Annotated in this window: 23 protein-coding genes; 11 read left to right on the top strand and 12 right to left on the bottom strand. The window is 40.5% G+C overall.

All coding sequences use genetic code 11. The features are described 5' to 3' along the window. Window positions 1-38: 38 nt before the first annotated feature. Window positions 39-1,685 (bottom strand): CTP synthase, encoded by a 1,647-nt coding sequence (locus KTO63_RS14195; RefSeq protein WP_217791987.1) that lies wholly within the window; start codon window positions 1,683-1,685, stop codon window positions 39-41. A 340-nt stretch (window positions 1,686-2,025) separates the two neighbouring features. Here KTO63_RS14195 and KTO63_RS14190 point away from each other — a divergent pair, with 340 nt between their 5' ends. Both KTO63_RS14190 and KTO63_RS14185 read left to right on the top strand, forming a co-directional pair. Then, a complete protein-coding gene (locus tag KTO63_RS14190) occupies window positions 2,026-2,862 on the top strand; it encodes a dienelactone hydrolase family protein (RefSeq protein WP_217791986.1) in 837 nt (278 codons plus the stop codon). A 135-nt stretch (window positions 2,863-2,997) separates the two neighbouring features. Then, window positions 2,998-3,396, top strand: a complete 399-nt coding sequence (locus KTO63_RS14185; RefSeq protein ID WP_217791985.1) for a c-type cytochrome — start codon at window positions 2,998-3,000, stop codon at window positions 3,394-3,396. Between the two features lie 152 nt (window positions 3,397-3,548). Here KTO63_RS14185 and KTO63_RS14180 read toward each other — a convergent pair whose 3' ends face one another. From KTO63_RS14180 to KTO63_RS14170, 3 genes are all read right to left on the bottom strand, one after another. Further along, window positions 3,549-4,295, bottom strand: coding sequence for a shikimate dehydrogenase family protein (locus KTO63_RS14180; protein ID WP_217791984.1), 747 nt, complete (start codon window positions 4,293-4,295; stop codon window positions 3,549-3,551). Next, entirely contained in the window at window positions 4,295-5,068 is a 774-nt protein-coding gene (locus KTO63_RS14175) for a phosphosulfolactate synthase (RefSeq protein ID WP_217791983.1), read from the bottom strand. The genes KTO63_RS14180 and KTO63_RS14175 overlap by 1 nt, the downstream gene beginning before the upstream one ends. Window positions 5,069-5,277: 209 nt before the next feature. Continuing rightward, window positions 5,278-6,699: a tetratricopeptide repeat protein gene (locus KTO63_RS14170; RefSeq protein WP_217791982.1), complete on the bottom strand. Its 1,422-nt coding sequence runs from the start codon at window positions 6,697-6,699 to the stop codon at window positions 5,278-5,280. 189 nt (window positions 6,700-6,888) lie between these two features. Here KTO63_RS14170 and KTO63_RS14165 point away from each other — a divergent pair, with 189 nt between their 5' ends. Then, complete coding sequence (locus KTO63_RS14165; RefSeq protein WP_217791981.1) at window positions 6,889-7,218, top strand: hypothetical protein; 330 nt, start codon at window positions 6,889-6,891, stop codon at window positions 7,216-7,218. A gap of 525 nt (window positions 7,219-7,743) precedes the next feature. Here KTO63_RS14165 and KTO63_RS14160 read toward each other — a convergent pair. Both KTO63_RS14160 and KTO63_RS14155 read right to left on the bottom strand, forming a co-directional pair. Beyond that, window positions 7,744-9,933: a glutamine synthetase III family protein gene (locus KTO63_RS14160; RefSeq protein ID WP_217791980.1), complete on the bottom strand. Its 2,190-nt coding sequence runs from the start codon at window positions 9,931-9,933 to the stop codon at window positions 7,744-7,746. 162 nt (window positions 9,934-10,095) lie between these two features. After that, window positions 10,096-11,139 (bottom strand): hypothetical protein, encoded by a 1,044-nt coding sequence (locus KTO63_RS14155; protein WP_217791979.1) that lies wholly within the window; start codon window positions 11,137-11,139, stop codon window positions 10,096-10,098. Window positions 11,140-11,441: 302 nt separating this feature from the next. On the opposite strand from KTO63_RS14155, the gene KTO63_RS14150 reads away from it, so the two are divergent. The 4 genes from KTO63_RS14150 (at window position 11,442) to proC (ending at window position 16,992) form a co-directional block, all read left to right on the top strand. Then, window positions 11,442-12,635, top strand: a complete 1,194-nt coding sequence (locus KTO63_RS14150; protein WP_217791978.1) for a glycosyltransferase — start codon at window positions 11,442-11,444, stop codon at window positions 12,633-12,635. Window positions 12,636-12,799: 164 nt separating this feature from the next. Then, window positions 12,800-15,034 (top strand): phosphoribosylformylglycinamidine synthase subunit PurL, encoded by a 2,235-nt coding sequence (gene purL, locus KTO63_RS14145; protein WP_217791977.1) that lies wholly within the window; start codon window positions 12,800-12,802, stop codon window positions 15,032-15,034. Between the two features lie 101 nt (window positions 15,035-15,135). Beyond that, complete coding sequence (gene rfaD, locus KTO63_RS14140; protein WP_217791976.1) at window positions 15,136-16,113, top strand: ADP-glyceromanno-heptose 6-epimerase; 978 nt, start codon at window positions 15,136-15,138, stop codon at window positions 16,111-16,113. Window positions 16,114-16,194: 81 nt separating this feature from the next. Then, window positions 16,195-16,992: a pyrroline-5-carboxylate reductase gene (proC, locus tag KTO63_RS14135; RefSeq protein ID WP_217791975.1), complete on the top strand. Its 798-nt coding sequence runs from the start codon at window positions 16,195-16,197 to the stop codon at window positions 16,990-16,992. Between the two features lie 384 nt (window positions 16,993-17,376). On the opposite strand, the gene KTO63_RS14130 is transcribed toward proC, so the two are convergent. The 5 genes from KTO63_RS14130 to KTO63_RS14110 all read right to left on the bottom strand — a co-directional run bounded on the left by KTO63_RS14130 (window position 17,377) and on the right by KTO63_RS14110 (window position 20,452). Then, window positions 17,377-17,820, bottom strand: a complete 444-nt coding sequence (locus tag KTO63_RS14130) for an acyl-CoA thioesterase (RefSeq protein ID WP_217791974.1) — start codon at window positions 17,818-17,820, stop codon at window positions 17,377-17,379. 27 nt (window positions 17,821-17,847) lie between these two features. Beyond that, window positions 17,848-18,705, bottom strand: coding sequence for a hypothetical protein (locus KTO63_RS14125; protein ID WP_217791973.1), 858 nt, complete (start codon window positions 18,703-18,705; stop codon window positions 17,848-17,850). Between the two features lie 6 nt (window positions 18,706-18,711). Next, entirely contained in the window at window positions 18,712-19,221 is a 510-nt protein-coding gene (locus KTO63_RS14120) for an RNA polymerase sigma factor (protein WP_217791972.1), read from the bottom strand. A 110-nt stretch (window positions 19,222-19,331) separates the two neighbouring features. Next, on the bottom strand, window positions 19,332-19,961 hold the full coding sequence (gene rdgB, locus KTO63_RS14115) for an RdgB/HAM1 family non-canonical purine NTP pyrophosphatase (RefSeq protein WP_232373179.1): 630 nt from the start codon (window positions 19,959-19,961) through the stop codon (window positions 19,332-19,334). Further along, the gene (locus tag KTO63_RS14110) at window positions 19,928-20,452 is read right to left on the bottom strand and encodes a hypothetical protein (protein ID WP_217791971.1); all 525 of its coding nucleotides are present in this window, start codon (window positions 20,450-20,452) and stop codon (window positions 19,928-19,930) included. The genes rdgB and KTO63_RS14110 overlap by 34 nt, the downstream gene beginning before the upstream one ends. 53 nt (window positions 20,453-20,505) lie before the next feature. Here KTO63_RS14110 and KTO63_RS14105 point away from each other — a divergent pair, with 53 nt between their 5' ends. From KTO63_RS14105 to rpsG, 3 genes are all read left to right on the top strand, one after another. Then, window positions 20,506-21,576, top strand: a complete 1,071-nt coding sequence (locus KTO63_RS14105; protein WP_232373178.1) for a branched-chain amino acid aminotransferase — start codon at window positions 20,506-20,508, stop codon at window positions 21,574-21,576. A 111-nt stretch (window positions 21,577-21,687) separates the two neighbouring features. Then, window positions 21,688-22,068: a 30S ribosomal protein S12 gene (gene rpsL / locus KTO63_RS14100; protein WP_217791970.1), complete on the top strand. Its 381-nt coding sequence runs from the start codon at window positions 21,688-21,690 to the stop codon at window positions 22,066-22,068. A gap of 33 nt (window positions 22,069-22,101) precedes the next feature. Further along, window positions 22,102-22,569 (top strand): 30S ribosomal protein S7, encoded by a 468-nt coding sequence (rpsG, locus tag KTO63_RS14095; protein WP_217791969.1) that lies wholly within the window; start codon window positions 22,102-22,104, stop codon window positions 22,567-22,569. 301 nt (window positions 22,570-22,870) lie between these two features. Here the strand turns inward: rpsG and KTO63_RS14090 are convergent, their stop codons facing one another. After that, complete coding sequence (locus KTO63_RS14090) at window positions 22,871-23,467, bottom strand: hypothetical protein (RefSeq protein ID WP_217791968.1); 597 nt, start codon at window positions 23,465-23,467, stop codon at window positions 22,871-22,873. A 295-nt stretch (window positions 23,468-23,762) separates the two neighbouring features. Here KTO63_RS14090 and fusA point away from each other — a divergent pair, with 295 nt between their 5' ends. After that, a complete protein-coding gene (gene fusA / locus KTO63_RS14085; RefSeq protein WP_217791967.1) occupies window positions 23,763-25,907 on the top strand; it encodes an elongation factor G in 2,145 nt (714 codons plus the stop codon). Window positions 25,908-25,968 lie beyond the last annotated feature (61 nt).

Genomic DNA, 25,968 nt, shown 5'->3' with positions numbered 1-25,968 from the left:
CGGATTGATCATTTTTATATATTTCTATATCAATTTGCTTAAATCATTTCGCTTTGTAAATGCGGCGTCTTGGAAACTTCCTTTTTTTCAACGCTTTCTTTTGCGGCTTTAATGAAATGAACAAAAAGCGGATGTGGATTTTCCACAGTGCTTTTTAATTCAGGGTGATATTGTACGCCGATAAAGAACGGATGGTTTGGCAGTTCAACAATTTCCACAAGACCAGTTTCCGGGTTTTTACCACTGGCAACCATTCCTGCTTGTTCAAACTTCTCCAAATATGCGTTGTTGAATTCCCAACGGTGCCTGTGTCTTTCAGTAATTTCTGTAGTGCCGTAAATAGTTTCAGCAAGCGTTCCTTTTTTAATTTCGCAAGGGTAGGAGCCCAATCTCATCGTACCTCCCTTCGCGGTTACTTCTTTTTGAGTTTCCATCAAATCGATAACCGGGTCAGGGGTTTTTTCATTCATTTCGGTAGAATGTGCGTCCTTCAAATTCAACACGTTTCTCGCAAATTCAATAACGCTCATTTGCATGCCCAAACAGATACCGAAGAAAGGCAAGCCTTTTTCTCTTGCATACTTCACTGCTGTGATCTTTCCTTCGATACCGCGAAGACCGAAGCCTGGTGCAACCAGCAAACCATCCAGGTTGCCAAGTTTTTCAGCCACGTTTTCTTCTGTAATAAATTCACTGTGTACGTTTACAATGTTCACTTTGCACTCGTTCACTGCTCCGGCATGTACAAATGCCTCCAGGATTGATTTGTAAGCATCCTGCAGCTCAATATATTTGCCAATCAAACCAATGGTAACTTTCGCTTTCGGATATTTCAATTTATCCAAAAACTCTTTCCATTTTGTAAGATCCGGGTCTGCATAGTTGGTGATCTTCAATTTGCGAAGGCAAATAAGATCCAGTTTTTCCCTCATCATTGCCAAAGGCACTTCATAGATAGTAGGTGCATCGGCAGCCTCAATAACAGCTTCTGGTTTTACATTACAGAAAAGCGCCACCTTCTTCCTGATCTCAGGAGAGAGTTGCTCTTCGGTTCTGCACACAATAATATCCGGGTGAACACCTTCCTGGCTCAGCATTCTAACACTGTGCTGGGTTGGTTTGGTTTTCAATTCTTTTGCGGCTCTTAAGTAAGGGATCAAAGTCAGGTGAACAACAAGGCAATCTTCTTCTGGAAGTTCCCACTGCAATTGACGAACAGCTTCAATGAACGGTAAACTTTCGATGTCACCAACGGTACCGCCAAGCTCAGTGATTACCACATCATAACCTTTGTTGCCCAACAACAGCATTCTGCGCTTGATCTCATCGGTGATGTGAGGAACAACCTGTACGGTTTTCCCCAGGTAAGCACCTTCTCTTTCTTTGTTAATAACTGTTTGGTAAATGCGGCCGGTGGTTACGTTATTGGCCTGTGAAGTGTAAATATTCAGGAATCTTTCATAGTGGCCAAGATCCAGGTCGGTTTCAGCGCCATCTTCAGTTACATAGCACTCACCATGCTCATAAGGGTTCAAAGTACCCGGATCCACGTTGATGTAAGGATCGAATTTTTGAATAGTTACTTTTAACCCTCTTGCTTGCAGCAATTTTGCCAGCGAAGCAGCAATAATTCCTTTTCCTAACGACGATGTAACACCTCCGGTTACAAAAATAAACTTAGCCATATACTTATAATTGATTCGTTTTTTGTTTCCGAGGGCGAATGCGATTCGCCCGTACCGACAAAAAATAAATAAAATAAGACCTGCTATTGAAATATGCGGGCTTAAAAAAAGCCTAATAAATCAACACCATGCTTTGGACCAGTCTTAATTAATATTATTTGTCTTTGCCTTGTGACCGGCGGAAGAAAAGAGAAATTCTCCGTGAGGTCATGCAAAGATACAATAATTTAACACAAGCCAATTGGTATAGTTTTTTTGTGTGGAAAATTTGCTTGCAAGTCTGTCCAAAACGTATAATATTTGTTTGAAACTCAATCTCCACACCATATTGTTAAGTTTTATGAAAAGAAAAATATTCACATTGCTGGTAATCTTAATGCCTGCACTGGGTATCTCCCAAACCGCCATGAATTGCTGTACCGCTTCCGCAACTGAAGCGTACGCTCAAAATGGTAACGACAAAGCGTTTGTTGCTTCACACCCCGATCCTTTGCCTTTCGTTTACAAAACCACCGCCGGGAAAGATATTTTTTACAAAACAAGCGATGGGAAAGACGCCCATGCCTGGGAGGTGATGGCAGCAAAAAAGACTCCTTATTATCTTATTGTTGTACACGAATGGTGGGGGCTAAACGATTACATAAAACAAGAAACGGAAAAACTGGCAAACGAACTTGGCATTAATGCCATTGCCATCGACTTGTATGACAAACAAGTTGCCACTACACGTGAGGATGCTTCCAAAATAATGCAAACGATAACCACCGAGAGGGCAACGGCGATCATCAAAGGCGTGTATACACATGTAGGCACTGACGCCAAAATACTTACCGTTGGCTGGTGCTTCGGTGGAGGATGGAGCCTGCAGGCTGCGTTGATGGCAGGCACTCAATTGCGCGGATGTGCCATGTATTACGGGGCACCGGAGAAAGATGTTGAGAAACTAAAAACGCTGAACGCAGATGTGATTGGATTTTTCGGGAATAAAGACAAATGGCCCAGCCCTGCGATGGTGGACGAATTTGTAGAAAACATGAAAAAGGCAAACAAGAAATTAATTGTGAACAGATACGACGCCACTCATGGCTTTGCTAACCCAAGCAATCCGGATTTTAATAAAGAAGCTACCGAAGACGCACACAAAAAACTGATCAGTTTTTTCAAAGAAAGAATTTAAACGATATTTACAAAACCCATTCGACTAATAAACACAAAAAAAACTGATGAAATACGCCATTAGACCTTTGCATACTTAAAGCAATGTTTATTTGACGAATTCCATCTGACCATTAAAAACAATAAACACACACTGATGAAAAAATTATTTGTAGGAATTTTGGCTCTGGCTGCTATTTACAGCTGCAACAACAGTTCGGAAACAAAAGCATCGGACACTGCTAAATCTGCTGATACGGCGGCCGCGACCCCAAACGCAGCGCTATCTGCAGAAAATGAAAAAGCTATCAATCTAATTGCACAATCAGACTGTCTTACTTGCCACAAAGTAGATGAAAAAACTACAGGACCGGCTTACAGAGATGTTGCGAACAAATACGAAAACAACGATGCAACCGTAGCATTACTAGCAGAAAAAGTAATTAAAGGCGGTAAAGGAAACTGGGGCGAAATACCTATGACCCCACATCCAAACCTTTCTGAAGCCGATGCAAAGGAAATGGTGAAGTATGTGCTGTCGTTGAGAAACAAATAGGGCCAATTTGAAAATTTGATGATTTGAAAATTCGAAAATGCATTGTGTGTATCATACAGCGTTATGAATTAACTCTTCGAAATTCGGAGAATAAATATTTCAAGACGAAAATAGCGCCTAAAGCATTTTCAAATTTTCAAATCATCAAATTTTCAAATTGAAGATTTGTTCCAAATCTTCCAACTCTCTTCCGCCTGAATCTCCAGCATTTCATGTCCATTCTCTATCGTAGCGCCTTGCGCTTCGCCTTTTTGCAGGAACAATGTTTTGGAAGGATTGTACACTAAGTCAAATAAATAATGGTCGGGGGTTAGTGCTTCGTACGGAATTTCCGCGCACTCATTCACGTTTGGATATGTTCCGAGGGGAGTAGTGTTTACTATTAATTTGTGAGCTGAGACAACGTCATTTGTCAATTGCGCATAGCTGATAACGTTAGCTTCAGGGTTTGCTTTCCTGCTCACAATTTTGTAAGAAATGTTAAGCTGTTGCAATGCATAAACAACGGCTTTTGCGGCACCGCCTGTTCCTAATACCAGCGCTGTATTGTGTTTAGGTTGCAATTTCTTTCGCAGAGAAACTTCAAAACCTTTGACATCGGTGTTATAGCCGATCAATTTACCAGCTACAATTTTAACGCAGTTGCAGGCACCTATCTTTTGAACAGCATCAGTTTGCTGATCAATAAATGGCAATACCTGCTCTTTGTAAGGAATAGTAATATTAAAACCTTCCAGATGGGAGTGTGTTGCCAGCAGATCTTTTAACTGATCTATGGAACTGAGAGGAAAATTTTGGTAGGAGCAGCCCTTTATGCCTTCCTTTTCAAATTTTTCTGTGAAAAATTTTTGAGAAAAAGAATGACCCAAAGGAAAACCGATCAAACCAAAAAGCCTCATTATTGAACGGTTTCTTTATTTAAGAATAGGTGGAAAGTATCTCCACGCAAACCAATACGCATTGCTTCCAGTGAAATAACTTCAGAAGGAGCGATGTTTCCAAGGTTTACATTGCAGCCGATCAATTCAATAAAGTATAACTGTTGTGCTTTTTGTGGCGCTTCCCAGAGAATCTTTTCTTCAGGTATTTGTGTAAGAATTTCCTGAACCAGACCTTCACGCACCTCGCCTGAGCCTCTGTAGATACCTACGTTACCGGCTTCACGGGCCTCTGCGATCACATATGTTGCACCAGCGTCAAGCTCGGACCGCATCAATTCGATCCATTTATAAGGAGGGATAATGTGAGCGGCATCTTTACTACCAACTTCACTTAACACCGTACCGTGTTTGGTTAATTTTTCAATATAGCCGCATTTCTCTGCATGAGGAATGGTGATAGAACCATCACTCACCTCCATAAATGCAACACCATATTCTTTACACACATCAATGTAATCCTGGAACTGGTTTCTTACTAAAAATGCCTCGAACAATGTACCTCCGAAATAAACCGGCATTCCGGCTTCGCGGTAAACTTCCAGTTTTTCTTTAAGATTAGGCGTAACGAATGAAGTTCCGAAACCTAGTTTAACGATATCAACGTGAGGTTTCGATATACTCAAAAAGTTACGGGTTTCTTCTATGCTAAGCCCTTTGTCCATCACCATCGTTAAACCGTTCTTCCTGGGCTGTTGGATTCTTTCAGGTATCTGCGATAAATTGAAATTCATTTACTGCTTTTGACTGTGTATAAAATACAAACGAGCGCAAAAATAGGAAACAATGGTGAATGAAAAATTCCAAATTGTTAATACTTAGGGTAGATTCCCAGATAATTATGCACTAGAAATTAAGAATTTAGATTTTTTTGATCGTAATTATCCTCCTTATGACCGCGGTCATACTTCATTTTCAATTTTCAACTCTCAATTTTCAAATGCTAAAAGTTCTTGTTGCGTTTGTACCTCGCGATAACATCTACCACCTGCTGGTTTTGAAGAATGGCAGGATTTAGCTCAACAAACAATTTTATTTTTTTGGGGGAAACGTGAATCGCCTTTTCGAGCTGCAGCAAACCTTCGCGTGATTTGCCCATAGCGAAATAAATAGCGCTCAGGTAGTATATAAAAACAGATTTTCCTTCAGTATGCTTAATGGCCGCCAACACTTGCTCCAGCGCCTCCTCGTAGTATTTAACTGAATAAAGGCAGCGGATAAGCGCTTCCCAGCCGGCAACATTTCTTGGGCGCGACCTAACGACATTTGAGAAATAAATGATCGCGTCTTTTACTTCACCAAGCTGCAACTTACATTCGCCCATTGCCAGGTTATATTCCGGCTGATTGCGGTGAATTTGCAAAGCAGCGTCCAGTTGTTTAATGGCCTGTGTCCATTGGCTTTCGTTGATGTAAGTGCAGGCAATTTTATAAAACAACTTGCTGTCATCATTATTAAGGTGCGAAGCCTTTCTGTAGTAGAAACGGGCCTGGGCATAATTATTCAAGCGGTCGTAGCAATGTCCTAACGCCTCGAAAATTACATCTTCGGGTCTGGATAGTTCCAGTACCTTTTCAAGCACCTCGATCGCATCTTTGAATTTGCGGAGCCTTATATAAGCGTCGCCCATATTACGGTACGCATAATCAAATTTCTCATCTATTGTCACCGCGTATTTATAGGCATCAATGGCCTTTTCGTAGAGTTTTAAGCCCTGGTAAGAGGCTGCGAGGTTAAACCATGCCAGCTCGTTATAGGGATAATCTTCAATGATCTTATTATGAAGTTTAATGCTTTCTTCGTTGCGCCCGGTAAAATCTGTCCAGAAACAGATCTTGTACAGCGCCTCTTCGTTTGTTGGCTCTTGTTCAAGGATCAATTTCAGGCAATCGAAGATCTTATCAAACTCTTCATAATCATCGTACACATCTGCCAATTCGAACAGCAATTCTATTCTTTCCTCGCCATCAAAGAGGTCCAATGCACTTTCCAGCAGTTCCACGGCCTTTTCTTGTTTATCGAGGGCCAGGTAAACTTCTGTCCGTAAAATATAAAGATTAATGTCGCGGCTGTCGAAAAGTTCGGCGCGCTCAAGAATTTCCAATGCTTCGGTATATTTTCTGGCGCCAATCAGCAAATCTGCTTTTTTTACCAGCAATTCAGATGAAAAAGGAAAATGTTCAACCGCAATTTCCGCCGCTTCTAAGGCTTCGTTGATATTGTCAGCGTCATCGTAGTAGTCGATGATCTTTTCGAAAGATTCCTCGCTGATGAAGGAGTGATTTCGACCCTTTTTCAGATTCTCGAACTGTTTTAAAAGTTCCTGAAGCTCTTCACTGTCTTGGCGGTAAGGATTTTCTTTCATGTAAAAGATGGTTACTGTAAGTTAGGTAATACAAAAGTATTTCCCAATTTTCTGTAACATTTTTTTGACTGATTCGTTAAAGAGGTATTAAAATTCTTGATGAAAGGTTAAAAAAATAAGAAAATAAATTATACTTTTGCCATAATGAAATTACTTTCCTTCATAAAAAGCTATAAAAAACAATCAGTTATGATAACTGTATTGGCTATTTGCGGCATACATGCGTTTGCTGCAATTGGTATTGGCGGTGGAGGAAAAACAAAGCAACAATCGGCCGGAATTGATTTTACTCCTATAAGTGTTGCTAACTCCTTTACACTTAAAGGCACTTTCAGCTACAGAGGGGGAAAAATTATGAGCGAGGAAAGAATTGCTCCTAATGTTATCTCTTTTAACTCCATCGTTACCTATCAGCAAGGTAACACTACATACATTATGCCTTACAAGAGCTCTGTTTCTCTTGCACCGGCAACAAATTCAAGCTTGCAAATGCTGAATTTGAAAGTTAAGATTCACTAGATTTTTCATTTTTCTATTTATTGGTTACAAATATGTCTTCCAAAAGGAAGGTGTTTTTGTGTTATTTACCCATCAAAAGGAGGGTAATTTCGTGAGGAAGTGTTTCTTTTATTTAGCGCTATTGTTTGTAATGAAACCATAGTTTTCAACATTTAACATATCGGCCCGCTGGGGCTGGCTATGGATTTTCGTCATTGATTACTTGGGTGCTACTAACGTATTGCCCCGCTGGAGCTTATTCGAGCTTTCCGCGTGCTTTAAAATAGCCCCAGCGGGGCGACACGTTAGTAGCCAACATTATGTTGCGGCGATCCTAATGCCAGACCCGTAGGGGCGACATGTTAAACATTGGGAAGCGAAAATTTACAGCAAGCCTAGGTTGACGGCCACGAGAAGGATAGAGCAAGAACGGTCAGGAATTTTTACTTTTTCATTTTGATTTTTAATTTTTTCCTATGCATAACAAAGGCCCGCAAATCGCGGGCCCTTGTGTTTCTTCTCATGTCAATACGAAAAATAACTAGTTTATCTTAAGAAAAGCATCTCACGATATTTTGGTAACAACCATTCTTTATCGTCTACCATCAATTCCAGTTTGTCAACATGGTAACGGATAGCATCAAAGAACGGAGCTTTTACCTGGCTTTCGTAAGCAATAGCTTTAGTACGAGTGTTGTCCATAGCATTGCAAATTTTTCTTGCTTCGATCATTTGTACAACCAGCTCGCTTGTTTTGCTGATGTAGTGTGACAATCTTTCAAGAATAACTATTTGATTCTTGTAAGAAGCCTCTGGCATACCCACTTCTTTCAAACCTTTGATGTTTTGGATCAAAGTGTTTTGATATTTGATAGCAGAAGGAAGGATGTGGCTGGTGCAAAGTTCACCCATGATACGAGCTTCGATCTGTACACGTTTGATGTATTTTTCAACTTCAATTTCGTGACGAGCTTCCAGCTCAACGTGAGTCAATACATTATTGCTTTCGAAAAGGTGTTTAGCTTTATCGGTAACCAATGCATCCAACGCCAATGGAGTTGTTTTTACATTTGGCAAACCGCGTTTTTCAGCTTCTTTTGCCCATGCTTCGCTGTAACCGTCTCCTTCGAATAATACTTTTTCAGAAGCAACGATGTATTCGCGGATAACGTGCATGATAGCGATTTCTTTTTTCTCGCCTTTTTCAATTAAAGCATCAACATCTTTTTTGAATTGTTTCAATGTTTCAGCCATAATTGTGTTCAGCACTGTCATTGGGTTAGCACAGTTTGCAGTAGAACCCACCGCGCGGAACTCAAATTTGTTTCCTGTGAAAGCAAATGGAGAAGTTCTGTTACGGTCTGTATTGTCAAGCATCAATTCAGGAATGCTTTTGTGCAGGTCAAGTTTCAGGATAGCTTCGTCTTGCTCGTCGAATTTATCGCTTACTCTTTCTTTAATGTCTTGCAATACTTTGTTCAAATATCCACCAACGAATACAGAGATAATTGCCGGAGGCGCTTCGTTTGCTCCCAAACGGTGGTCGTTACCTGCAGATGCGATAGACGCTCTCAGAAGATCTGCATAATCATGAACCGCTTTAATTGTGTTTACAAAGAAAGTAAGGAACATGAAGTTCGTTTTTGGAGTTTTACCAGGAGCCAACAAGTTAACGCCTGTATCAGTTGACATACTCCAGTTGTTGTGTTTACCGCTACCGTTGATACCAGCAAATGGTTTCTCGTGAAGCAATACACGCAATTTATGACGACGTGCAACGCGGTCCATGATGTCCATCAACAAAGTGTTGTGGTCAACAGCTACGCTAACTTCTTCGAAGATAGGAGCACACTCAAACTGAGCAGGCGCAACCTCGTTGTGACGTGTTCTTAAAGGAATACCTAATTTATAAGATTCTGATTCGAAGTCTCTCATGAAAGCGTACACTCTTTCTGGAATAGAACCGAAGTAGTGGTCTTCCAATTGCTGACCTTTTGCAGGAGAGTGACCGAATACAGTTCTGCCGCTCAATACTAAGTCAGGACGTGCATTGAACATAGCTTCGTCAATAACGAAGTATTCTTGCTCCCAACCCAATGTTGCAGAAACTTTGCCTACGTTTTTATCAAAATAATTAGCAACGTCAACCGCTGATTTGTTCAAAGCCTCAAGAGATTTCAACAAAGGAGCTTTGTAGTCAAGCGTTTCACCAGTATAAGAAACGAAAATGGTAGGGATACAAAGAGTTTTACCAGTACCTATTTCCATGATGAATGCAGGAGAAGAAGGGTCCCATGCAGTGTAGCCGCGAGCTTCGAAAGTCGCACGGATACCACCGTTAGGGAAAGACGACGCATCTGGCTCTTGTTGGATCAAAGCCGCACCATCAAACTCTTCCAAAGCAGAACCGTCACCTTTCAAAGTAAAGAAAGAGTCATGTTTTTCTGCTGTAGTACCTGTAAGAGGCTGGAACCAGTGTGTATAGTGAGATACACCTTTGCTTTCTGCCCACTGACGTAGACCAGCTGCAATTTGATTTGCAACGGCACGGTCAATTTTCTTTCCGCCTTTTATTGAACCCTGAAGACTTTTGTACGCCTCATCGCTCAAAAATTCGCGGGCAGTCTTAAGAGTAAATACATTTTCATTGAAAATAGCAGTAATTTTTTTGGATCCGGCATTACTTACTCCGTCCTTGCCGGCTAGGTTGTTGATTGCATTAAAACGTAATGACATGGGTATAAAAATTTAACTATTGCAAATGAACATCAATTCAAGCAAACAAACAATAATTTTGAAAAAAGATTACGTTTTTAACCAAAAAAAAAGAAAAATGAAACATATAACTCTGTTTCCTTAAAAATTCGGAGGTAAAAGTCAATAGGTATGATATATTTTTTAATTTTTAATAAGTGGCCTGAATTTAACAGACAGGAGCACCGGAGCGACAAAAAATGGCAAGAAAATACTCTTATACCTTATGACAGCCCCTACGATATGAACCATATATCCCAGGAACAACCAATTTGCCAGGAAAATAAACAGGCCAAAACAGAAAATGGCCCTTTGGGATTTGTTGAGGGGCAGATGATTGAATAGATAATATATAATAAGAGCCAGCAGCGCAATGATTTCAAGCGCAAAAGGGATGTAAAAAATGCCCAGCCTGTCCCAAAGGTAGGGCCTCAAAAAACCATGATCGATCGCCTGGGGCAAATTATATAAGTAGCTTTGAATGGAATTTTCCAGCTGATGATAGGGCAAAAGGGTAGTTGCACTAAGGGAGTTAAATTCAATTCTTCGCTTTATTAGCCACTCAGGCAGGTCCAGCGCCGGCGAAATGTATGACGATAAAAAGAAGCCGGCGGCGCAAACAACAAGCACTGCAACATTTATTTTCATGGCTTGGTTTGAAAAACGATAATTCAATGTGCATATCACAATAGCAGGGATCAGCGACAACCCAACATAACTTCTTAGCAGGAAAATAAAAAGGATACACAACGCGATATTTAAAATCATTTTCCCTGTCGTTTTTAGCGCGTTCATCCACAATGCAAGTTGATAAACAATCAGCGACATTAACATAAACAATAACCCGTCCTTGTGTAATCCGCTTGTCCAGAAAAGAGCAGATGGTATTAAAAAGGCGGCAAATACAACGAGACTTTTTTTCGCATCGCGGAATAAAAGACTATATGCTTTTACAAAAGCAATGTTGCCAAAAAAGGTGACGAAAGAAAAAAACAGAACATTGATATAGTAGTTACGAAAACTAAAAACATTAAAAATGGCCTCAATTTTTATCAGCGACAGATCTTTTATGATGTTCCAGTAAGATTTTCCAGAGCCGAAAGGTTCATTGTAGCTATACTGCGGTTCATAAAACCATGATGTAATAAATTGAATCGGGTTTGATGTTAAGACGCTGGTGTGCTTCAAACTTATAAAATACATTTTCCATGTATCGGCGTCTGCAATATGTTTCGAATATATATAGCCGTAAAAAATACCCGCAACAAGTTTAACGGAAAATAATATACATAACCATTTTAATGGGATCCCGCTGTTCCTTATAAAATTGATTTTAGTAAAGAGCCAGAAAAAGAAAATCAGGTATAATAAAAAAAGCAAATAGTACAACGGCATTGTTTTTTGTCAATGCAAAATAACTAATGACCAACAATAATTTAGCGCTTTTGCTCGCCTAGTTTTATTTATCTTGCCGGGACTATATTGAGACGATGGCAAGAATTGCAATAATGCTTAACAGATTGGTAATTGGAGGCGCCCCGCTGGACACCGTGCAGCTTGCTGGTTATTTGTCCGAAAAACATGAAGTGTATTTGGTAGTGGGGGAAAAAAATAAAGACGAATATGACGCTTCTTTTTTGTTGACTTCGTATCCTAAGCTTCGCGTTGTTCACATACGCGAAGTGCATAGGTCCATTAACTTCATCAGGGATATTCAGGCTTTCTTACATATCAAAAAAGAGCTTAAGAAAATCAATCCGGATATCGTTCATACAAATGGTGCCAAGCCTGGTGTATTGGGAAGATTGGCTGCAAAGATGATTGGTACAAAGGTGATCCTGCATACATATCATGGCCACGTTTTTCATTCATATTTCAATAAATTCTTTTCCTCTCAAATCATAAAACTTGAAAGATGGCTGGCAAAACAATCAACAAAATTGATTGCAACCAGTTTGATGCAGCAGCATGACCTTGTAGATGTATACCAGATCAGCGATTTGTCAAAAATTGCGGTGATCCCAATTGGTATAAACACAGCCTCATTTGAAGACAAAGAAGATGAAAAAAGACATGCCTTTCGTGCGAATTATAAACTGACGGAAAACGAAATCGCCATCGGAATAGTAGGGCGTATTGTACCAATAAAGGATCACAAGTTTTTTATAGATGCAGTTGAGAAACTGCTGTCTGAAACAAAACAACCCGTGCGGTTTTTTATTGTTGGAGACGGCGCCTTGAGAAACTCCTTGGAAAACCAGCTTGAAAGGAAAAACATATCCCATACATATTATCCCGGCTCCGCCCGGGTTGCGCAAGTCACGTTTACCTCCTGGCTCCTGAACATTGAAGAAGCAATGGCTGGCTTGGATATAGTAGCACTTACTTCCTTGAACGAAGGTACTGCGATCACTCTCCTTGAAGCGCAGGCTGCAGGTAAACCCGTCGTTACCACAAATGCCGGTGCAGTTAGCCAAACAATCGACCCGGGCCTAACCGGATTTATAAGTCCATTGCACGATTTGAATGGATTTGTCGCAAACACCTTGGTTTTGATAGAAAATAAGGAGATAAGAAAGTCCATGGGCGAAAAAGGGCGCGAGTTTGTTAGGATCAACTTTTCCAAGGAAAAAGAACTGGCCGATATGGAGCGCTTATATATGTCCCTGCTTGAAAATCGTTAGTGCCACGATGTGAATTTAACGCCCAAATTACCGGGAGATCAAATATTAATTATCCATTATTAATTATTAATTACCTGCGTAGAAATACATTTCAACTCTTGATTCACATTAATACACGGTAACTTATTACCTTTGCGCTTTCTCAGACCATCCCATATACTATCATGGAAATAACAGTTAAAACCGCCGAGCAATTGCGTCTTACGGCAGAAGAATTTGAGTTAATAAAGAAAAAATTAGGAAGAACCCCGAATTTTAATGAGTTATGTGCCTTCAGCGCGATGTGGAGCGAGCACTGTAGTTATAAAAACTCAATCAAATGGCTTAAAACTTTACCCCGCGAAGGCGGCAGAATGCTGGTAGCAGCCGGAGAAGAGAATGCAGGTTTGATGGATATGGGCGATGGCTACGGGGTAGTTTTTAAAATTGAAAGTCATAATCACCCGTCTGCAATCGAACCTTTCCAGGGTGCGGCAACAGGCGTAGGTGGTATTCACCGCGATATTTTTACAATGGGAGCAAGACCAATCGCGTCTTTAAACTCTCTCCGTTTCGGTAATCTTAATGAAGCAAAAACGCAGCATTTGCTGGGTGGCGTTGTTCATGGAATCGGTCACTACGGTAACTGCTTTGGCGTTCCAACCGTAGGCGGCGAAATCTATTTTGAGCAGTGCTATCACACCAACCCTTTGGTAAACGCAATGAGCGTTGGTATTGTAAAAGCTGGTGAAACGGTTAGTGCGACTGCATTAGGCAAAGGAAATCCTGTAATATTTGTCGGTTCCGCTACCGGTAAAGATGGTATCGGAGGAGCATCTTTCGCTTCAGCGGATATCACTGCAGAAAGCACAGAAGAATTGCCTGCAGTTCAGGTGGGCGACCCTTTCCAGGAAAAGAAATTGCTGGAAGCTTGCCTCGAAGTGATTCCAACAGGTGTAGTGGTGGGTATGCAGGACATGGGCGCTGCCGGAATCATTTGCTCAACAGCAGAAATGAGTGCAAAAGGCGGCGTAGGCATGCGCATCGATCTTGACAAAGTGCCTACACGTCAGCAGAATATGAAAGCCTGGGAGCTTTTGCTGAGCGAAAGCCAGGAGCGTATGTTAATGGTCGTGGAAAAAGGTAAAGAAGGCGTAGTACAAAAAATATTCGATAAATGGGATCTTCCTTGCTCAGTAATCGGAGAAGTAACGGAAGACGGCCTGTTAAGCTTTTTCATGCACGGAGAGTTGGAAGCTCAACTTCCGGCAGAAGAACTGGTACTGGGCGGCGGAGCGCCGCAATATGATCGCGCTTACACTGAACCAACGTATTTCGCAAAAACAAAGGCTTTTGACGCCGCTTCAATCGAAGTGCCAAAAGACTTAAAAGCTGTTGCAGAAAAACTGATTCAAATTCCGAACATCGCCTCCAAACGTTGGGTATATGTTCAATACGACAGCATGGTAGGCACAGGTAACACTTCTACCAACCAACCCTCAGATGCAGCAGTAGTTTTAGCAAAACCAAGTGATAAAGCATTGGCAGTTACAACAGATTGTAACAGTCGTTACGTATATGCTGATCCATACAAAGGTGCGATGATCGCTGTTGCAGAAGCTGCGAGAAATATCGTGTGCAGTGGCGGTGAACCTTTAGGCGTAACCAACTGCTTAAACTTTGGTAACCCTTACGATCCGCAAGTATATTATCAGTTTGTTCACGCAATTAAAGGAATGGGCGACGCCTGTCGCAAATTCAACACTCCTGTAACAGGCGGTAACGTGAGTTTCTACAACCAAAACCCCGACGGTCCTGTTTATCCGACACCAACGATCGGTATGGTGGGATTGCTGGACAGCGTACAAGATAAAATGACATTGGACTTTAAAGAAGAAGGCGATGTTATTTACCTGGTTGGTAAAAGCTACGGCGATATCAACAGCTCTGAATATTTGCAAAAAATAAAAGGAGTTGAGTTCTCACCGGCTCCGCATTTTGATATAGAAGAAGAATTTGCACTGCAGCAACAAATAACAAAAGCAATCAAAGAAAAAGTGATCGCATCTGCACACGACGTGAGCGAAGGCGGTTTGTTCATTACTTTGATCGAATCTTCTTTCAACAGGAACCTTGGTTTCGATGTAGCATCAACAGATGCCGGCATTCGCAAAGATGCTTATTGGTTCGGCGAAGCGCAAAGCAGGGTAGTGGTGACCGTGAAAAAAGATCAGGTTGCTGCTTTTGAAAAAACATTAAGCGGCGCGACATTCGCAAAACTGGGAACAGTTACAAATGGCTCAGTAAGCATCGAAGGTGAAAACTGGGGCAATGTAATTTCCTGGAAAGAAAAATACGATAATGCAATTGGCAACCTGTTGGCTGGACATGACAGCGAACATGCGTTGAGCGCTTTATAATAGTTAGGAGTTAGGAGTTAGTAATTAGGAATTAGAATTGTGCATTTATTCTTATTTTCTAATTTCTAACTCCTAATTTCTAATTCCTAATTTGACAAACCATGAATGAATCTTCAATAGTCGTAACCGGCGCCGCTGGCTTTATCGGGAGCTGTCTGGTGGGATTTCTTAACAGCCAGGGATATACGAATTTGTTGCTGGTAGATGATTTTTCCAGGGCAGACAAAGAACCCAATCTTCAAGGCAAAACATACCTTCAAAAAATAGAAAGAGAATCTTTCTTCGATTGGTTGCAGAAGAATGATCCTTCCATTGATTTCATATTTCACATAGGAGCAAGAACAGATACCACCGAATTTAACTACGCTATACACGAGCATCTCAACGTAGAGTATTCACAAAAAATATGGAACTATTGCGTTGATAAAAATGTTCCGTTGGTGTATGCTTCTTCCGCTGCAACATACGGCGGCGGCGAATTTGGCTACGATGACAATCACGAATTACCGTTCAAGCTAAAGCCGCTGAATCCTTATGGCATATCCAAAAATGAGTTTGACAAATGGGCGATTCAGCAATCGGCACAGCCTCCATTTTGGGCGGGACTTAAATTTTTCAACGTTTACGGACCAAACGAATATCATAAAGCGAGAATGGCAAGCGTAATATTCCATTCCTTCAATCAAATAAAGAAAGATGGAATGGTGAAGCTGTTCAGGTCGCACAGGCCCGACTTTAAAGATGGTCAGCAGCTTCGTGACTTTGTGTACGTTAAAGATGTTATCAAAGTTTGTTATTGGCTTATGCAAAACAAACCTGCATCAGGAATATATAACCTCGGTACAGGGAAAGCAAGAGCATTCGAAGATCTGGTAAAAGCAACATTTGCAGGCATCGACACAAAGCCAGATATTCAGTTCATCGATATGCCTGAAGATATTCGCGACAAATACCAATATTTCACAGAAGCGAATATGCAAAAGCTTTTCGATGCAGGTTACACAGATAAATTTTATTCATTAGAAGAGGGAGTGCAGGATTATGTGAGAAATTATTTATCGCAGGCAAAGTTTTACTAATTTCGCAATCTGAACAAAAACATAGAAAAAGCCATTTCACTAATTTAGTGATGGCTTTTTCTATTATATAAAACCGACACCATGTACAATAAGATAGCAATAATAGGCGGAGGAAACCTGGGCACAGCGATAGCAGAAGGATTATTGAAAAGCGAGTTCTCCAAACCTGCCGACATTACCATCACTCGCAGAAATCTCGCAGAACTGGAAGTCTTAAAAAATAAAGGAGTAAACATTACTTCAGACAACATCGAAGCAGTAAAAAACAGCGATGTTGTAATACTTGCCGTAAAACCTTTCCAAATAAAAGATGTGCTGGACGGCTTTAAAGCAGAATTGGATCCACAAAAACATATATTGGTATCCGTTATCACCGGAATTTTTATAGAGGATATGCAGAATGCCGTTCAGAAAAATGTTCCCCTATTTCGCGCAATGCCGAATACCGCGATCGCGATCCAGGAGAGTATGACATGCATTAGTCATAAGGGGGCAAATAATACCCAGGTTGATTTTATCAAAAACCTTTTTGAGAAATTGGGCAAAGTCGCAATGATCGACGAAAAGCTAATGGATGCCGCTACCGTGCTGGGTGCCTGTGGTACTGCTTTTGCAATGAGATATATTCGCGCCAATATCCAGGGAGGCATAGAAATTGGTTTTAGTGCAGCAACAGCCAGTCTTATTGCAGCACAAACTGTAAAAGGAGCGGCGGATCTTCTTCTTTTGAAAGGAGCCCATCCTGAACAGGAAATTGACAAGGTAACCACTCCAAAAGGATGTACGATAGCAGGGTTAAATGAAATGGAGCACCAGGGATTCAGCTCATCGCTCATTAGGGGAATCGTTACCAGTTACAATAAAATATTGAATAGTTAACGAACAATTAGTGGTATAAGTTGTTGATATGTAAAATACTATGAAGGAAGCCTTCTTTTTGTTTAAAAAGAAGCCATAATTTTGATTTTAGGATTTTAATGAATACTTTAGTGTGATAGGGAATCCTTGTCCTGTCTAAAACGATTTGCTGGCCGATTGTAGAATTATAAATTCCCTTTGTATGCAAAAAAGAAACTTACCGGCCTTACTTCTATTGGGTGAATTAGTTCTGATTACTGTGATGCACGTCGTAAAGCATAATCAGCAAAGTAATAAAGATCGTTCTACTATGATTTTCGAACAAAACGAAAATCCTTCCTCCTCCGTACAAATAAATCAAAACGTAGTTTATCGCTTAAATCGCGAATAGTGGTGGGTGAAAGCCTAATGACTACTGTTTCCCGTTAATGTTAGTTTTGCTTTTTCTGGTATTGCTGCTACTTTTTTCAAATTGTAGTCGTAGCCTACAATGCCCGTTTTAGCAATGGCAACAACAATATTTTTGCCCTGGTGTTCTTTTTCTATTTTATAAAAGATGTCGAATGATACTCTTGTGAATTCATCTGCGCAAACCTGGATATTCAACCTGTCGCCGTAGAAGCCCTCGGCTTTGTATTCAATCGCTACATCGCCCATAATAATGCCGATTCCTTCAAGATTAAGTTCGGAATATCCGTAGTGTTGTAAGAAGCGAACCCTCGCTTCGTGTAGTAATGAAAGTATGGTGTCGTTGCCAACATGGCCACCATAATTGAGATCTGAAATACGTATGTCTATAGACGTGGAGAAAGTAAATGTCTTTGGTAAATCAATTTTAATTCGCGCCATAGATTCAAAGGTAGTGAATAGCGCTTTTTAATTTTCTTTTATCAGGTCCTTGAGATTTAAAATATCCATCCCGTTGAATGCATTGGGTGCATAACCTGCTTGAACAACTTTGGTTCTCCATTCACTAAACTTCTTTTCCATTACTGTATTCTCAATAATCGTATTTTGTCCATCAGAGTTCGACGCTACTGCATAGTTGTGACTATGCATTGCATTGAAAATTTTCAAGGACATTTTTCTCAGTTCACCATTTGGTCCAAGCACTGTAATGTAGTTCCCGTTCAGAACAAATTTAGAAGCCAGTTCTGACAAAGAGTTCTTAATGTTTGAGGATGTTATCTGGACTGTAGGTTTTGAAGCTACAAAGTCGACATCAGCAGTCTCAGCGTTTTTATTCTGAATGTTTGAAGTGTGTACTGATCGCAACAATTTATTCAATGCAAGATGCTTAACAGATTTTTCATTGTCATCATCGGAGCTATCATCCGCTTCGACGATTGGTGGATTATTTGTTATTTGCTGATGAGGAACAGTGGGAAGATTATTGCTTTTGGTAGCAGTAGCCAGGCTTGTTTCTTTTTTGTTAGCGTTAAAGAAAAGAATGCCCAATGTAGATACGACGATCAAAATAGCCGCTGCTGCTGACCACCTGAATGTTGTATTAATTTTTCTAACAGGAACTTCTTTTTGAGGAAGATCTCTTTCAAGGCCTGCAACTATTTTGTTGAAGATGCCAGGCGGGGGAGTGACTTCGTAACCGGATAATTTTTCTGATGTGTTTTTATAAGAGGTGGATTCATCAAGATCCGCAGCGATCCTGTCCCACAATCCTTTTGGGGGAGTGGCTTCAAATTGCTGCATTTTATTTCTTAGTAGGTCAGACATGTTTTTTTAATCAAGCTTTTTTTCTTCCAGAAGGCCCTTCACTCTCTTTTGTAACAGCATTTTTGCTCTTGCCAACTGAGATTTACTTGTGCCCTCACTAATTTGTAACAAATCACCAATTTCCTTGTGCGAGAATCCTTCAACCACATATAGGTTAAAAACAGTCCGGTAACCTGGTGATAATTCTTGAATAAGCTGAACAATATCTTTTTCGGCTAAATTATCCAATGCATTTGCAGAATAATCCTCTATTGTTCTTTCCTCATTTTCGGTAATACTGTTCAGATATACCTTTTTTCGGAAATGTTCAATGCATGTGTTTACAAAAACCCTTCGCATCCATCCCTCAAACGACCCTTCTCCTCTGAATTTTTGTAAATTCTTAAATACTTTAATAAATCCTTCCTGCAAAAGATCGGCTGCGTCGTCGGCATTTGAGGCGTATCGGAGACAAATGGCGTACATCTTTGGAGAGAATTTTTGATACAAAGCCTCCTGTGAACGCCTATTATCCATAAGACACCCCTGAATTAAGTCGTATTCTGATATATTTTGGTTGCTTTCCGACAAATCTTTTTTATTTTCCAGGATAAAAATTTGTAATTATTTGTAATTCAGTAGTAAAACTATCTAATATTCAGTTTGTTTAAAAATAAAACTAATTTTTCTGTCGCTTTTTTGCGATGGCTGAATGCATTCTTTTCCTCCATTGACATTTCTGCAAAAGTTCGGGTTGCGCCAGTTGGTACAAACACAGAATCATAGCCAAATCCATTGCTACCCGTTGGCGAAAAAATAATCTCGCCCTCGCATATTCCTTCAAAAAGATGTTGTTCTTTGTTGATTATTAAAGAAATAACGGTTCGGAATTGCGCTTTTCTGTTGTTTTCATTACCGAGCTTGAAAAGAAGCTTCTCAATATTCTTGTTAAAATCCTTTACATCACCCGCATACCTTGCACTCTTGACACCGGGTTCGCCGTTCAATGCTTCTACCTCAAGACCAGTGTCCTCACTAAAACAATCTGTATTTGTTAATTTGTAAATCGTGGAAGATTTTTCAACGGCATTTTCCTCTAAAGTATCATGCGGTTCCGGGATGTCTATATCAATGCCCGCTTGTTTAAGTGAAATAACATCGAACTCGTTACCTATAATATATTGAATTTCATCAACTTTATGCTGATTGTTAGTAGCAAAAATAAGCTTCATATCAATGTTGATTAGATATTTAAGAGTTGTTTCAGGCTGTTCCAAAGTCTGCCTTTAAGCACTTTTCCATCAGGAGTATTTTGGTTCAGCAGCTCAAGTTTTGGCGCATTGATCAGATTTATGCCATTTTTATTGGTTATTTCAAAAAAAGCAGAAGTTCTAAAATCAGCGTGGATCTGAGATTCTTCACCAAAAGTAATAATGTACTTCGGCTGAAGCTGCCCGATATTACTGAAATTAACCTCCTGGGAATTACAGTTCACTATGGCAACATCTCCAAGATTTAACTGGCAGGCTTTCAAAATGTTTCCCAGAAACTCAAGTTGCGCTTCCGGTAGGTAGACCTCGTTTGCATAGCAAGCCAGTATTAGAAATTGCTTGAGATTTTTGCCTAAAAATTGAATGGGTTTGTCAATTATTGGAGCCGGTTCGGATGGTTGGGCAATTTTGGGAATGGCCGAATAATCTTCCACCAAGTGCCTTCTGTAAAGGTCTGCGACTAAAAATCCCGGTAATTGTACGTTGTTAAAACTCATTGTCTTGTATTTTGGCAACCCCAAACTTTGTTCGTTTCTTTGCACAAATGTAAATGAATATGATTGCCGCACATACAATACCGGTTACAAAAGTTGACGCGAGTAAATTACCTGGTGTAAAGCTTGAAAATGTTCCATTTGGCAAGTATTCCACGGATTATATGTTGGAAGCTGATTACGTCGATGGCGAATGGAAAAATGTGGAAATTAAACCATATCAACCATTACTGATTGGCCCGGCAAACATGGCTCTACATTACGGTCAGGCAATTTTTGAAGGTATTAAGGCTTACAAAAGCGATAATGGCGAAGTTTTCATATTCCGTCCGTACGACAATTTCAGACGTTTTAACCTTTCAGCTGAGCGTCTTTGTATGCCTGCTGTGCCGGAAGAGATTTTCATTGACGGAATGCGTCAGTTGATAGATCTTGAAAAAGGCTGGATTCCTGCAATGGAAAATCACTCCCTTTACATTCGTCCGTTTATGTTCAGTACTGACGAATCCTTAGGCGTAAAAGCTTCGGAAACATATAAATTCATGATCATTTTAAGCCCAACAGGTCCTTATTATGGCAAACCAATGAAAATTTATGTGGAAGAAAAATATACAAGAGCCGCTCCGGGTGGGGTAGGGTTCTCAAAAAATGCCGGAAACTATGCCGGTAGCCTGTATCCGGCTAAAGTAGCAAAGGATAAAGGTTATGACCAGGTGCTGTGGACAGACGCTTTTGAGCACAAATGGCTGCAGGAAGTGGGAACGATGAACGTTTTCTTTGTAATTGGTGACACGGCTGTGACTCCTTCTCTGGAAGAGGGGACCATTTTGGCCGGCGTTACGCGTGACAGTGTAATTGCCATTTTGAAGGAAATTGGCCTGAAAGTAGAAGAAAGACCAATCAGTATAGACGAGTTGATAAAAGAATACGATGCTGGAAATGTGAAGGATGTGTTTGGAACAGGTACCGCTGCGACTATTTCTCCGATTAAAGAACTGAGATATAAGGACAAGGTAATGACGTTTGACACAGAAAAATGGACAGTTACACCAGAAGTTAAGAAAAGACTGGATGCTATCAGAAGCGGCCAGGCAGAAGACCGTTATAACTGGTTGCTAACTGTTTAATTTCCACATGTTTTCAACACCCAGAAAAATATTTTTAGAAAACAACATTTTTAAATTTGGTATTTAAGGTAATCACTGTTACCTTTGCCGTCCCAAATAAAAAAGGTTATAATGCCTACGATACAACAATTAGTTAGAAAAGGTAGAGAAATTATTAAAGCAAAGAGCAAATCCAGAGCGCTGGATGCATGTCCTCAACGTCGTGGTGTTTGTACACGTGTGTACACTACTACGCCTAAGAAGCCAAACTCAGCTTTACGTAAAGTAGCTAAAGTGCGTTTGACGAATAAAGTAGAAGTTATCGCATATATTCCAGGTGAAGGACACAACCTGCAAGAGCACTCCATCGTGTTGATCCGTGGTGGTCGTGTGAAAGATTTGCCAGGTGTTCGTTACCATATCGTTCGTGGTAGCTTGGATACTGCAGGTGTGAAAGACAGGAAGAAGAGCCGTTCTAAATACGGTACTAAGAAAGAAAAAGCGAAAAAATAATTAATTAATCAAGCTGTTTAAATAGATTTTCCAATGAGGAAAGCGCAAGCCAAAAAATTACCTCTAGCTCCTGATGCTAAGTATAACGACAAACTAGTTACACGTTTTGTTAACAACATCATGTGGCAAGGTAAAAAAAGTGTAGCATTCGAAATTTTTTATGATGCACTTGATAAAGTAGCTAAAATCACTAACGAAGATGGCTACGAAATTTGGAAAAAAGCGTTGTCAAACGTAACTCCAGGGGTTGAAGTAAGAAGCCGTCGTATCGGTGGTGCTACTTTCCAAATTCCTTCTGAGGTTCGTCCTGACAGAAAGATTTCTTTAAGCATCAAATGGCTGGTACGCTTTAGCCGTGAAAGAAACGGTCGTAGCATGGCAGACAAATTGGCTAACGAAATCGTAGCTGCAGCAAAAGGTGAAGGTGGAGCTTTCAAAAAGAAAGAAGATACTCACCGTATGGCTGAAGCTAACAAAGCTTTTTCTCACTTCAAGGTATAAGTTGTATACAAAGCCTTTATATATTGGACCATCGCTTAGAAATAAGCGATGGTTTTTTTGTTTGCCGTATGGCAAGGCTTAGGCACACGGATGACACGTATAGGACTGATTTACACGGATTTTCGTTTGAATTAATGAATAATTGAGTGTCAGGAAAATAGCGAGCTGTCGCTTCCTTGAAAAAAATCAGCGCAAATCAGCCTAATCAGCGTCATCTGCGTGCTAAAAATAAAAAAGCGCCATCGCATTTATCAATGTCTTGGCGCTTTGTGTATTGTCTACAAAATATGTTTAGAAGAGATTAAGCCTCGTCTTCGTTGTCATCATTTGGCATTTCAGGAACGTCAAATGAATCTGGGCCGCTTTCGTCGCTATCATGGGAGATAGGCGTACTAGTTGGTTCCTCCATTGGTGCTGGCGTTGCAATTGGTTCCTCCATTGGTGCCGGAGAAGGTTGAACTTTAGCCGGGACTACTTTTTTAACGGCTTTCTTTGCTGCTTTTTTAGGAGCTGCTTTTTTAACTGGAGCTGCTTTTTTTACCGGCGCTTTTTTCAAAGGCGCTTTTTTAGCCGCTTTTTTTGGAGCTGGAGCTGCTTTTTTAGGCGCCGCTTTTTTCACAACTTTCTTAGGAGCTGCTTTTTTTGCCGCTTTTTTCGGGGCCGCTTTCTTTGCAGCCGCTTTTTTAACTACTTTTTTGATTGCTTTCTTAGGAGCTGCTTTTTTAACTGCCTTTTTAGGAGCCGCTTTCTTCGCAGCTTTTTTTAGAGCTTTTTTAGGTGCGGCTTTTTTGGCAACCTTTTTCGCTGCTTTTTTAGGCGCGGCCTTTTTTGGAGCGGCCTTTTTGGCAACTGCTTTTTTTGCCGGTGCTTTTTTTGCTACCTTTTTTTTAGTGGCCATATTTGTTCGTGATTTTTAGGTGATTTTGATTGACAAAATAAATTTACATTACCCTTTACTAATAACAAATAAATATCTTCAACATTTTCAGGAATTTATAAAAAAAATATCCCTAGTTAATCCACATCTTAAAACTCTGTGCCAATAAATTCATGTGAATTGTATATATAACTTGTGGGGAGCTGTTTTTTTTTACTTCTAAAGCTTTACCTTTGCGCCTCAAATTCGGTTTATTGTTCTTATTTGAAAGTGACGGTAAATCAATAAAAAGACTCAAACTTTTTAACATACAAAAATGGCAGACTTAAGATTTCAAAGAAACTTTGGTATTGCGGCTCACATTGACGCCGGAAAGACCACTACTACAGAGCGTATCTTACGCTACACAGGGATGATCCACAAAATTGGTGAAGTTCACGACGGTGGTGCTACTACCGACTGGATGGAGCAAGAAAAAGAAAGAGGTATCACAATTACCTCTGCTGCGGTAAGTTGCCAGTGGAATTTCCCAACTGATAAAGGTAAAGCTGACGCTAACACTAAAAAATATTACTTCAACATTATCGATACTCCGGGTCACGTGGACTTTACTATAGAAGTTGAGCGTTCCATGCGTGTATTGGATGGTTTGATCGCGTTGTTCAGTGCGGTTGATGGTGTAGAACCTCAATCTGAAACTGTTTGGCGCCAGGCTAACCGTTACAAAGTTCCCCGTATCGGTTTCGTAAATAAAATGGATCGTTCTGGTGCTGACTTCCTTAACGTGGTAAAACAAGTTAAAGAAATGTTGGGTGCTAAAGCTGTTCCATTACAGTTACCAATCGGCGCTGAAGATAATTTCACAGGCGTTGTGGATTTGATTACAATGAAAGGTGTGGTTTGGCACATGGAAACAGAAGGTATGACTTTCGACGAAATCCCTGTACCTGCTGACATGGTTGACGAAGCTAACGAATACAGAGCTGCGCTTGTTGAAGCAGTTGCTGAATACGATGATACTTTGATGGAGAAATTCTTCGAAGATCCAAACTCAATTTCTGAAGCAGAATTGCATGAAGCTATCCGCAAAGCAACGATCGATCTTAGTATCGTTCCTATGATGTGCGGTTCTTCATTCAAAAATAAAGGTGTACAAACTGCATTGGATGCGGTTTGCCGTTACCTGCCAAGCCCGCTTGATATCGACGCTGTAGAAGGTACTAACCCTGACACTGGCGAAGCTATTGTTCGTAGACCAGATGCAAAAGAACCATTTGCTGCATTGGCATTCAAAATCATGACTGACCCATTCGTAGGTCGTCTTGCATTCTTCCGTGCATATAGTGGTCACCTTGATGCAGGTTCTTACGTATTGAACGTACGTAGCGGTAAGAAAGAACGTATCAGCCGTATCATGAAAATGTTTGCTAACAAGCAAAACCCAATCGATTTCATCGAAGCTGGTGATATCGGAGCGGCAGTTGGTTTCAAAGAGATCAAAACTGGTGATACACTTTGTGATGAAGACAACCCAATCGTTCTGGAAAACATGTTCATTCCAGAACCAGTTATCTCCGTAGCTATCGAGCCTAAAACTCAGGCTGACGTTGATAAAATGGGTATGGCTATCGCTAAATTGGTTGAAGAAGATCCAACCTTACGTGTAAGAACAGACGAAGAAACAGGTCAAACAATTTTGAGTGGTATGGGTGAGCTTCACCTTGAGATCATCATTGACCGTATGCGTCGTGAGTTCAAAGTAGAAGTAAACCAGGGTAACCCTCAGGTAGCTTATAAAGAGGCGTTCAAAGCAACTATTGAGCACCGTGAAACATTGAAAAAACAAACCGGTGGTCGTGGTAAATTCGCTGACATCGTGTTTGCTATCGGACCTGCTGATGAAGAGTGGTTAAAAGAAAACCCAGGAAAATCTTACCAGTTCGTAAACGATATCTTTGGTGGATCTATTCCTCGTGAGTTTGTACCAGCTATTCAGAAAGGTTTCGAATCAGCAATGTCTAATGGTGTATTGGCTAACTATCCTGTTGTGGACATGAAAATCCGCGTATTTGATGGTAGCTTCCACCAGGTTGACTCTGATGCTATGTCATTCGAGCTTTGTGCTAAACAAGGTTTCCGTGAAGCAGCAAGAAAAGCAAAACCAACTTTGCTTGAGCCAATCATGAGAGTAGAGGTTGTAACTCCTGACCAATACATGGGTGATGTTACAGGTGACTTGAACCGCCGTCGTGGTATGTTGGAAGGTATGGATAGCCGTAATAACGCACAGGTTATTAAAGCTAAAGTTCCTTTGAGCGAAATGTTCGGTTACGTAACTCAGTTGCGTTCATTGTCTTCTGGTCGTGCGTCTTCTACAATGGAATTCTCACATTACGCACCAGCGCCTAACAACATCGCAGATGAGGTTATCGCAAAAGTGAAAGGTAAAGTAAACGCATAATTTAGCTTCTTACTTATATAGAGCCGTTCCGGAATTCCGGAGCGGCTTTTTTGTTTTTAGT

The sequence above is a fragment of the Pinibacter aurantiacus genome (assembly GCF_019130065.1).
Lineage (GTDB): Bacteria > Bacteroidota > Bacteroidia > Chitinophagales > Chitinophagaceae > Pinibacter > Pinibacter aurantiacus.
Note: the sequence above shows the minus strand (reverse complement) of the source record. Positions and strands in the feature narration are given on the sequence as shown.

Bases quoted from the DNA above. Each gene is read 5' to 3' on its own strand.
- rfaD (WP_217791976.1), top strand. From the start codon at position 15,136: ATGAATGAATCTTCAATAGTCGTAACCGGCGCCGCTGGCTTTATCGGG.
- KTO63_RS14105 (WP_232373178.1), top strand. From the start codon at position 20,506: ATGAATATGATTGCCGCACATACAATACCGGTTACAAAAGTTGACGCG.
- fusA (WP_217791967.1), top strand. From the start codon at position 23,763: ATGGCAGACTTAAGATTTCAAAGAAACTTTGGTATTGCGGCTCACATT.
- KTO63_RS14160 (WP_217791980.1), bottom strand. From the start codon at position 9,933: ATGTCATTACGTTTTAATGCAATCAACAACCTAGCCGGCAAGGACGGA.
- KTO63_RS14180 (WP_217791984.1), bottom strand. From the start codon at position 4,295: ATGAGGCTTTTTGGTTTGATCGGTTTTCCTTTGGGTCATTCTTTTTCT.
- KTO63_RS14110 (WP_217791971.1), bottom strand. From the start codon at position 20,452: ATGAGTTTTAACAACGTACAATTACCGGGATTTTTAGTCGCAGACCTT.
- KTO63_RS14170 (WP_217791982.1), bottom strand. From the start codon at position 6,699: ATGAAAGAAAATCCTTACCGCCAAGACAGTGAAGAGCTTCAGGAACTT.
- KTO63_RS14185 (WP_217791985.1), top strand. From the start codon at position 2,998: ATGAAAAAATTATTTGTAGGAATTTTGGCTCTGGCTGCTATTTACAGC.
- rpsL (WP_217791970.1), top strand. From the start codon at position 21,688: ATGCCTACGATACAACAATTAGTTAGAAAAGGTAGAGAAATTATTAAA.
- KTO63_RS14130 (WP_217791974.1), bottom strand. From the start codon at position 17,820: ATGGCGCGAATTAAAATTGATTTACCAAAGACATTTACTTTCTCCACG.
- KTO63_RS14190 (WP_217791986.1), top strand. From the start codon at position 2,026: ATGAAAAGAAAAATATTCACATTGCTGGTAATCTTAATGCCTGCACTG.
- purL (WP_217791977.1), top strand. From the start codon at position 12,800: ATGGAAATAACAGTTAAAACCGCCGAGCAATTGCGTCTTACGGCAGAA.
- KTO63_RS14120 (WP_217791972.1), bottom strand. From the start codon at position 19,221: ATGGATAATAGGCGTTCACAGGAGGCTTTGTATCAAAAATTCTCTCCA.
- rpsG (WP_217791969.1), top strand. From the start codon at position 22,102: ATGAGGAAAGCGCAAGCCAAAAAATTACCTCTAGCTCCTGATGCTAAG.
- KTO63_RS14125 (WP_217791973.1), bottom strand. From the start codon at position 18,705: ATGTCTGACCTACTAAGAAATAAAATGCAGCAATTTGAAGCCACTCCC.
- KTO63_RS14165 (WP_217791981.1), top strand. From the start codon at position 6,889: ATGATAACTGTATTGGCTATTTGCGGCATACATGCGTTTGCTGCAATT.
- KTO63_RS14195 (WP_217791987.1), bottom strand. From the start codon at position 1,685: ATGGCTAAGTTTATTTTTGTAACCGGAGGTGTTACATCGTCGTTAGGA.
- KTO63_RS14175 (WP_217791983.1), bottom strand. From the start codon at position 5,068: ATGAATTTCAATTTATCGCAGATACCTGAAAGAATCCAACAGCCCAGG.
- KTO63_RS14150 (WP_217791978.1), top strand. From the start codon at position 11,442: ATGGCAAGAATTGCAATAATGCTTAACAGATTGGTAATTGGAGGCGCC.
- proC (WP_217791975.1), top strand. From the start codon at position 16,195: ATGTACAATAAGATAGCAATAATAGGCGGAGGAAACCTGGGCACAGCG.
- KTO63_RS14090 (WP_217791968.1), bottom strand. From the start codon at position 23,467: ATGGCCACTAAAAAAAAGGTAGCAAAAAAAGCACCGGCAAAAAAAGCA.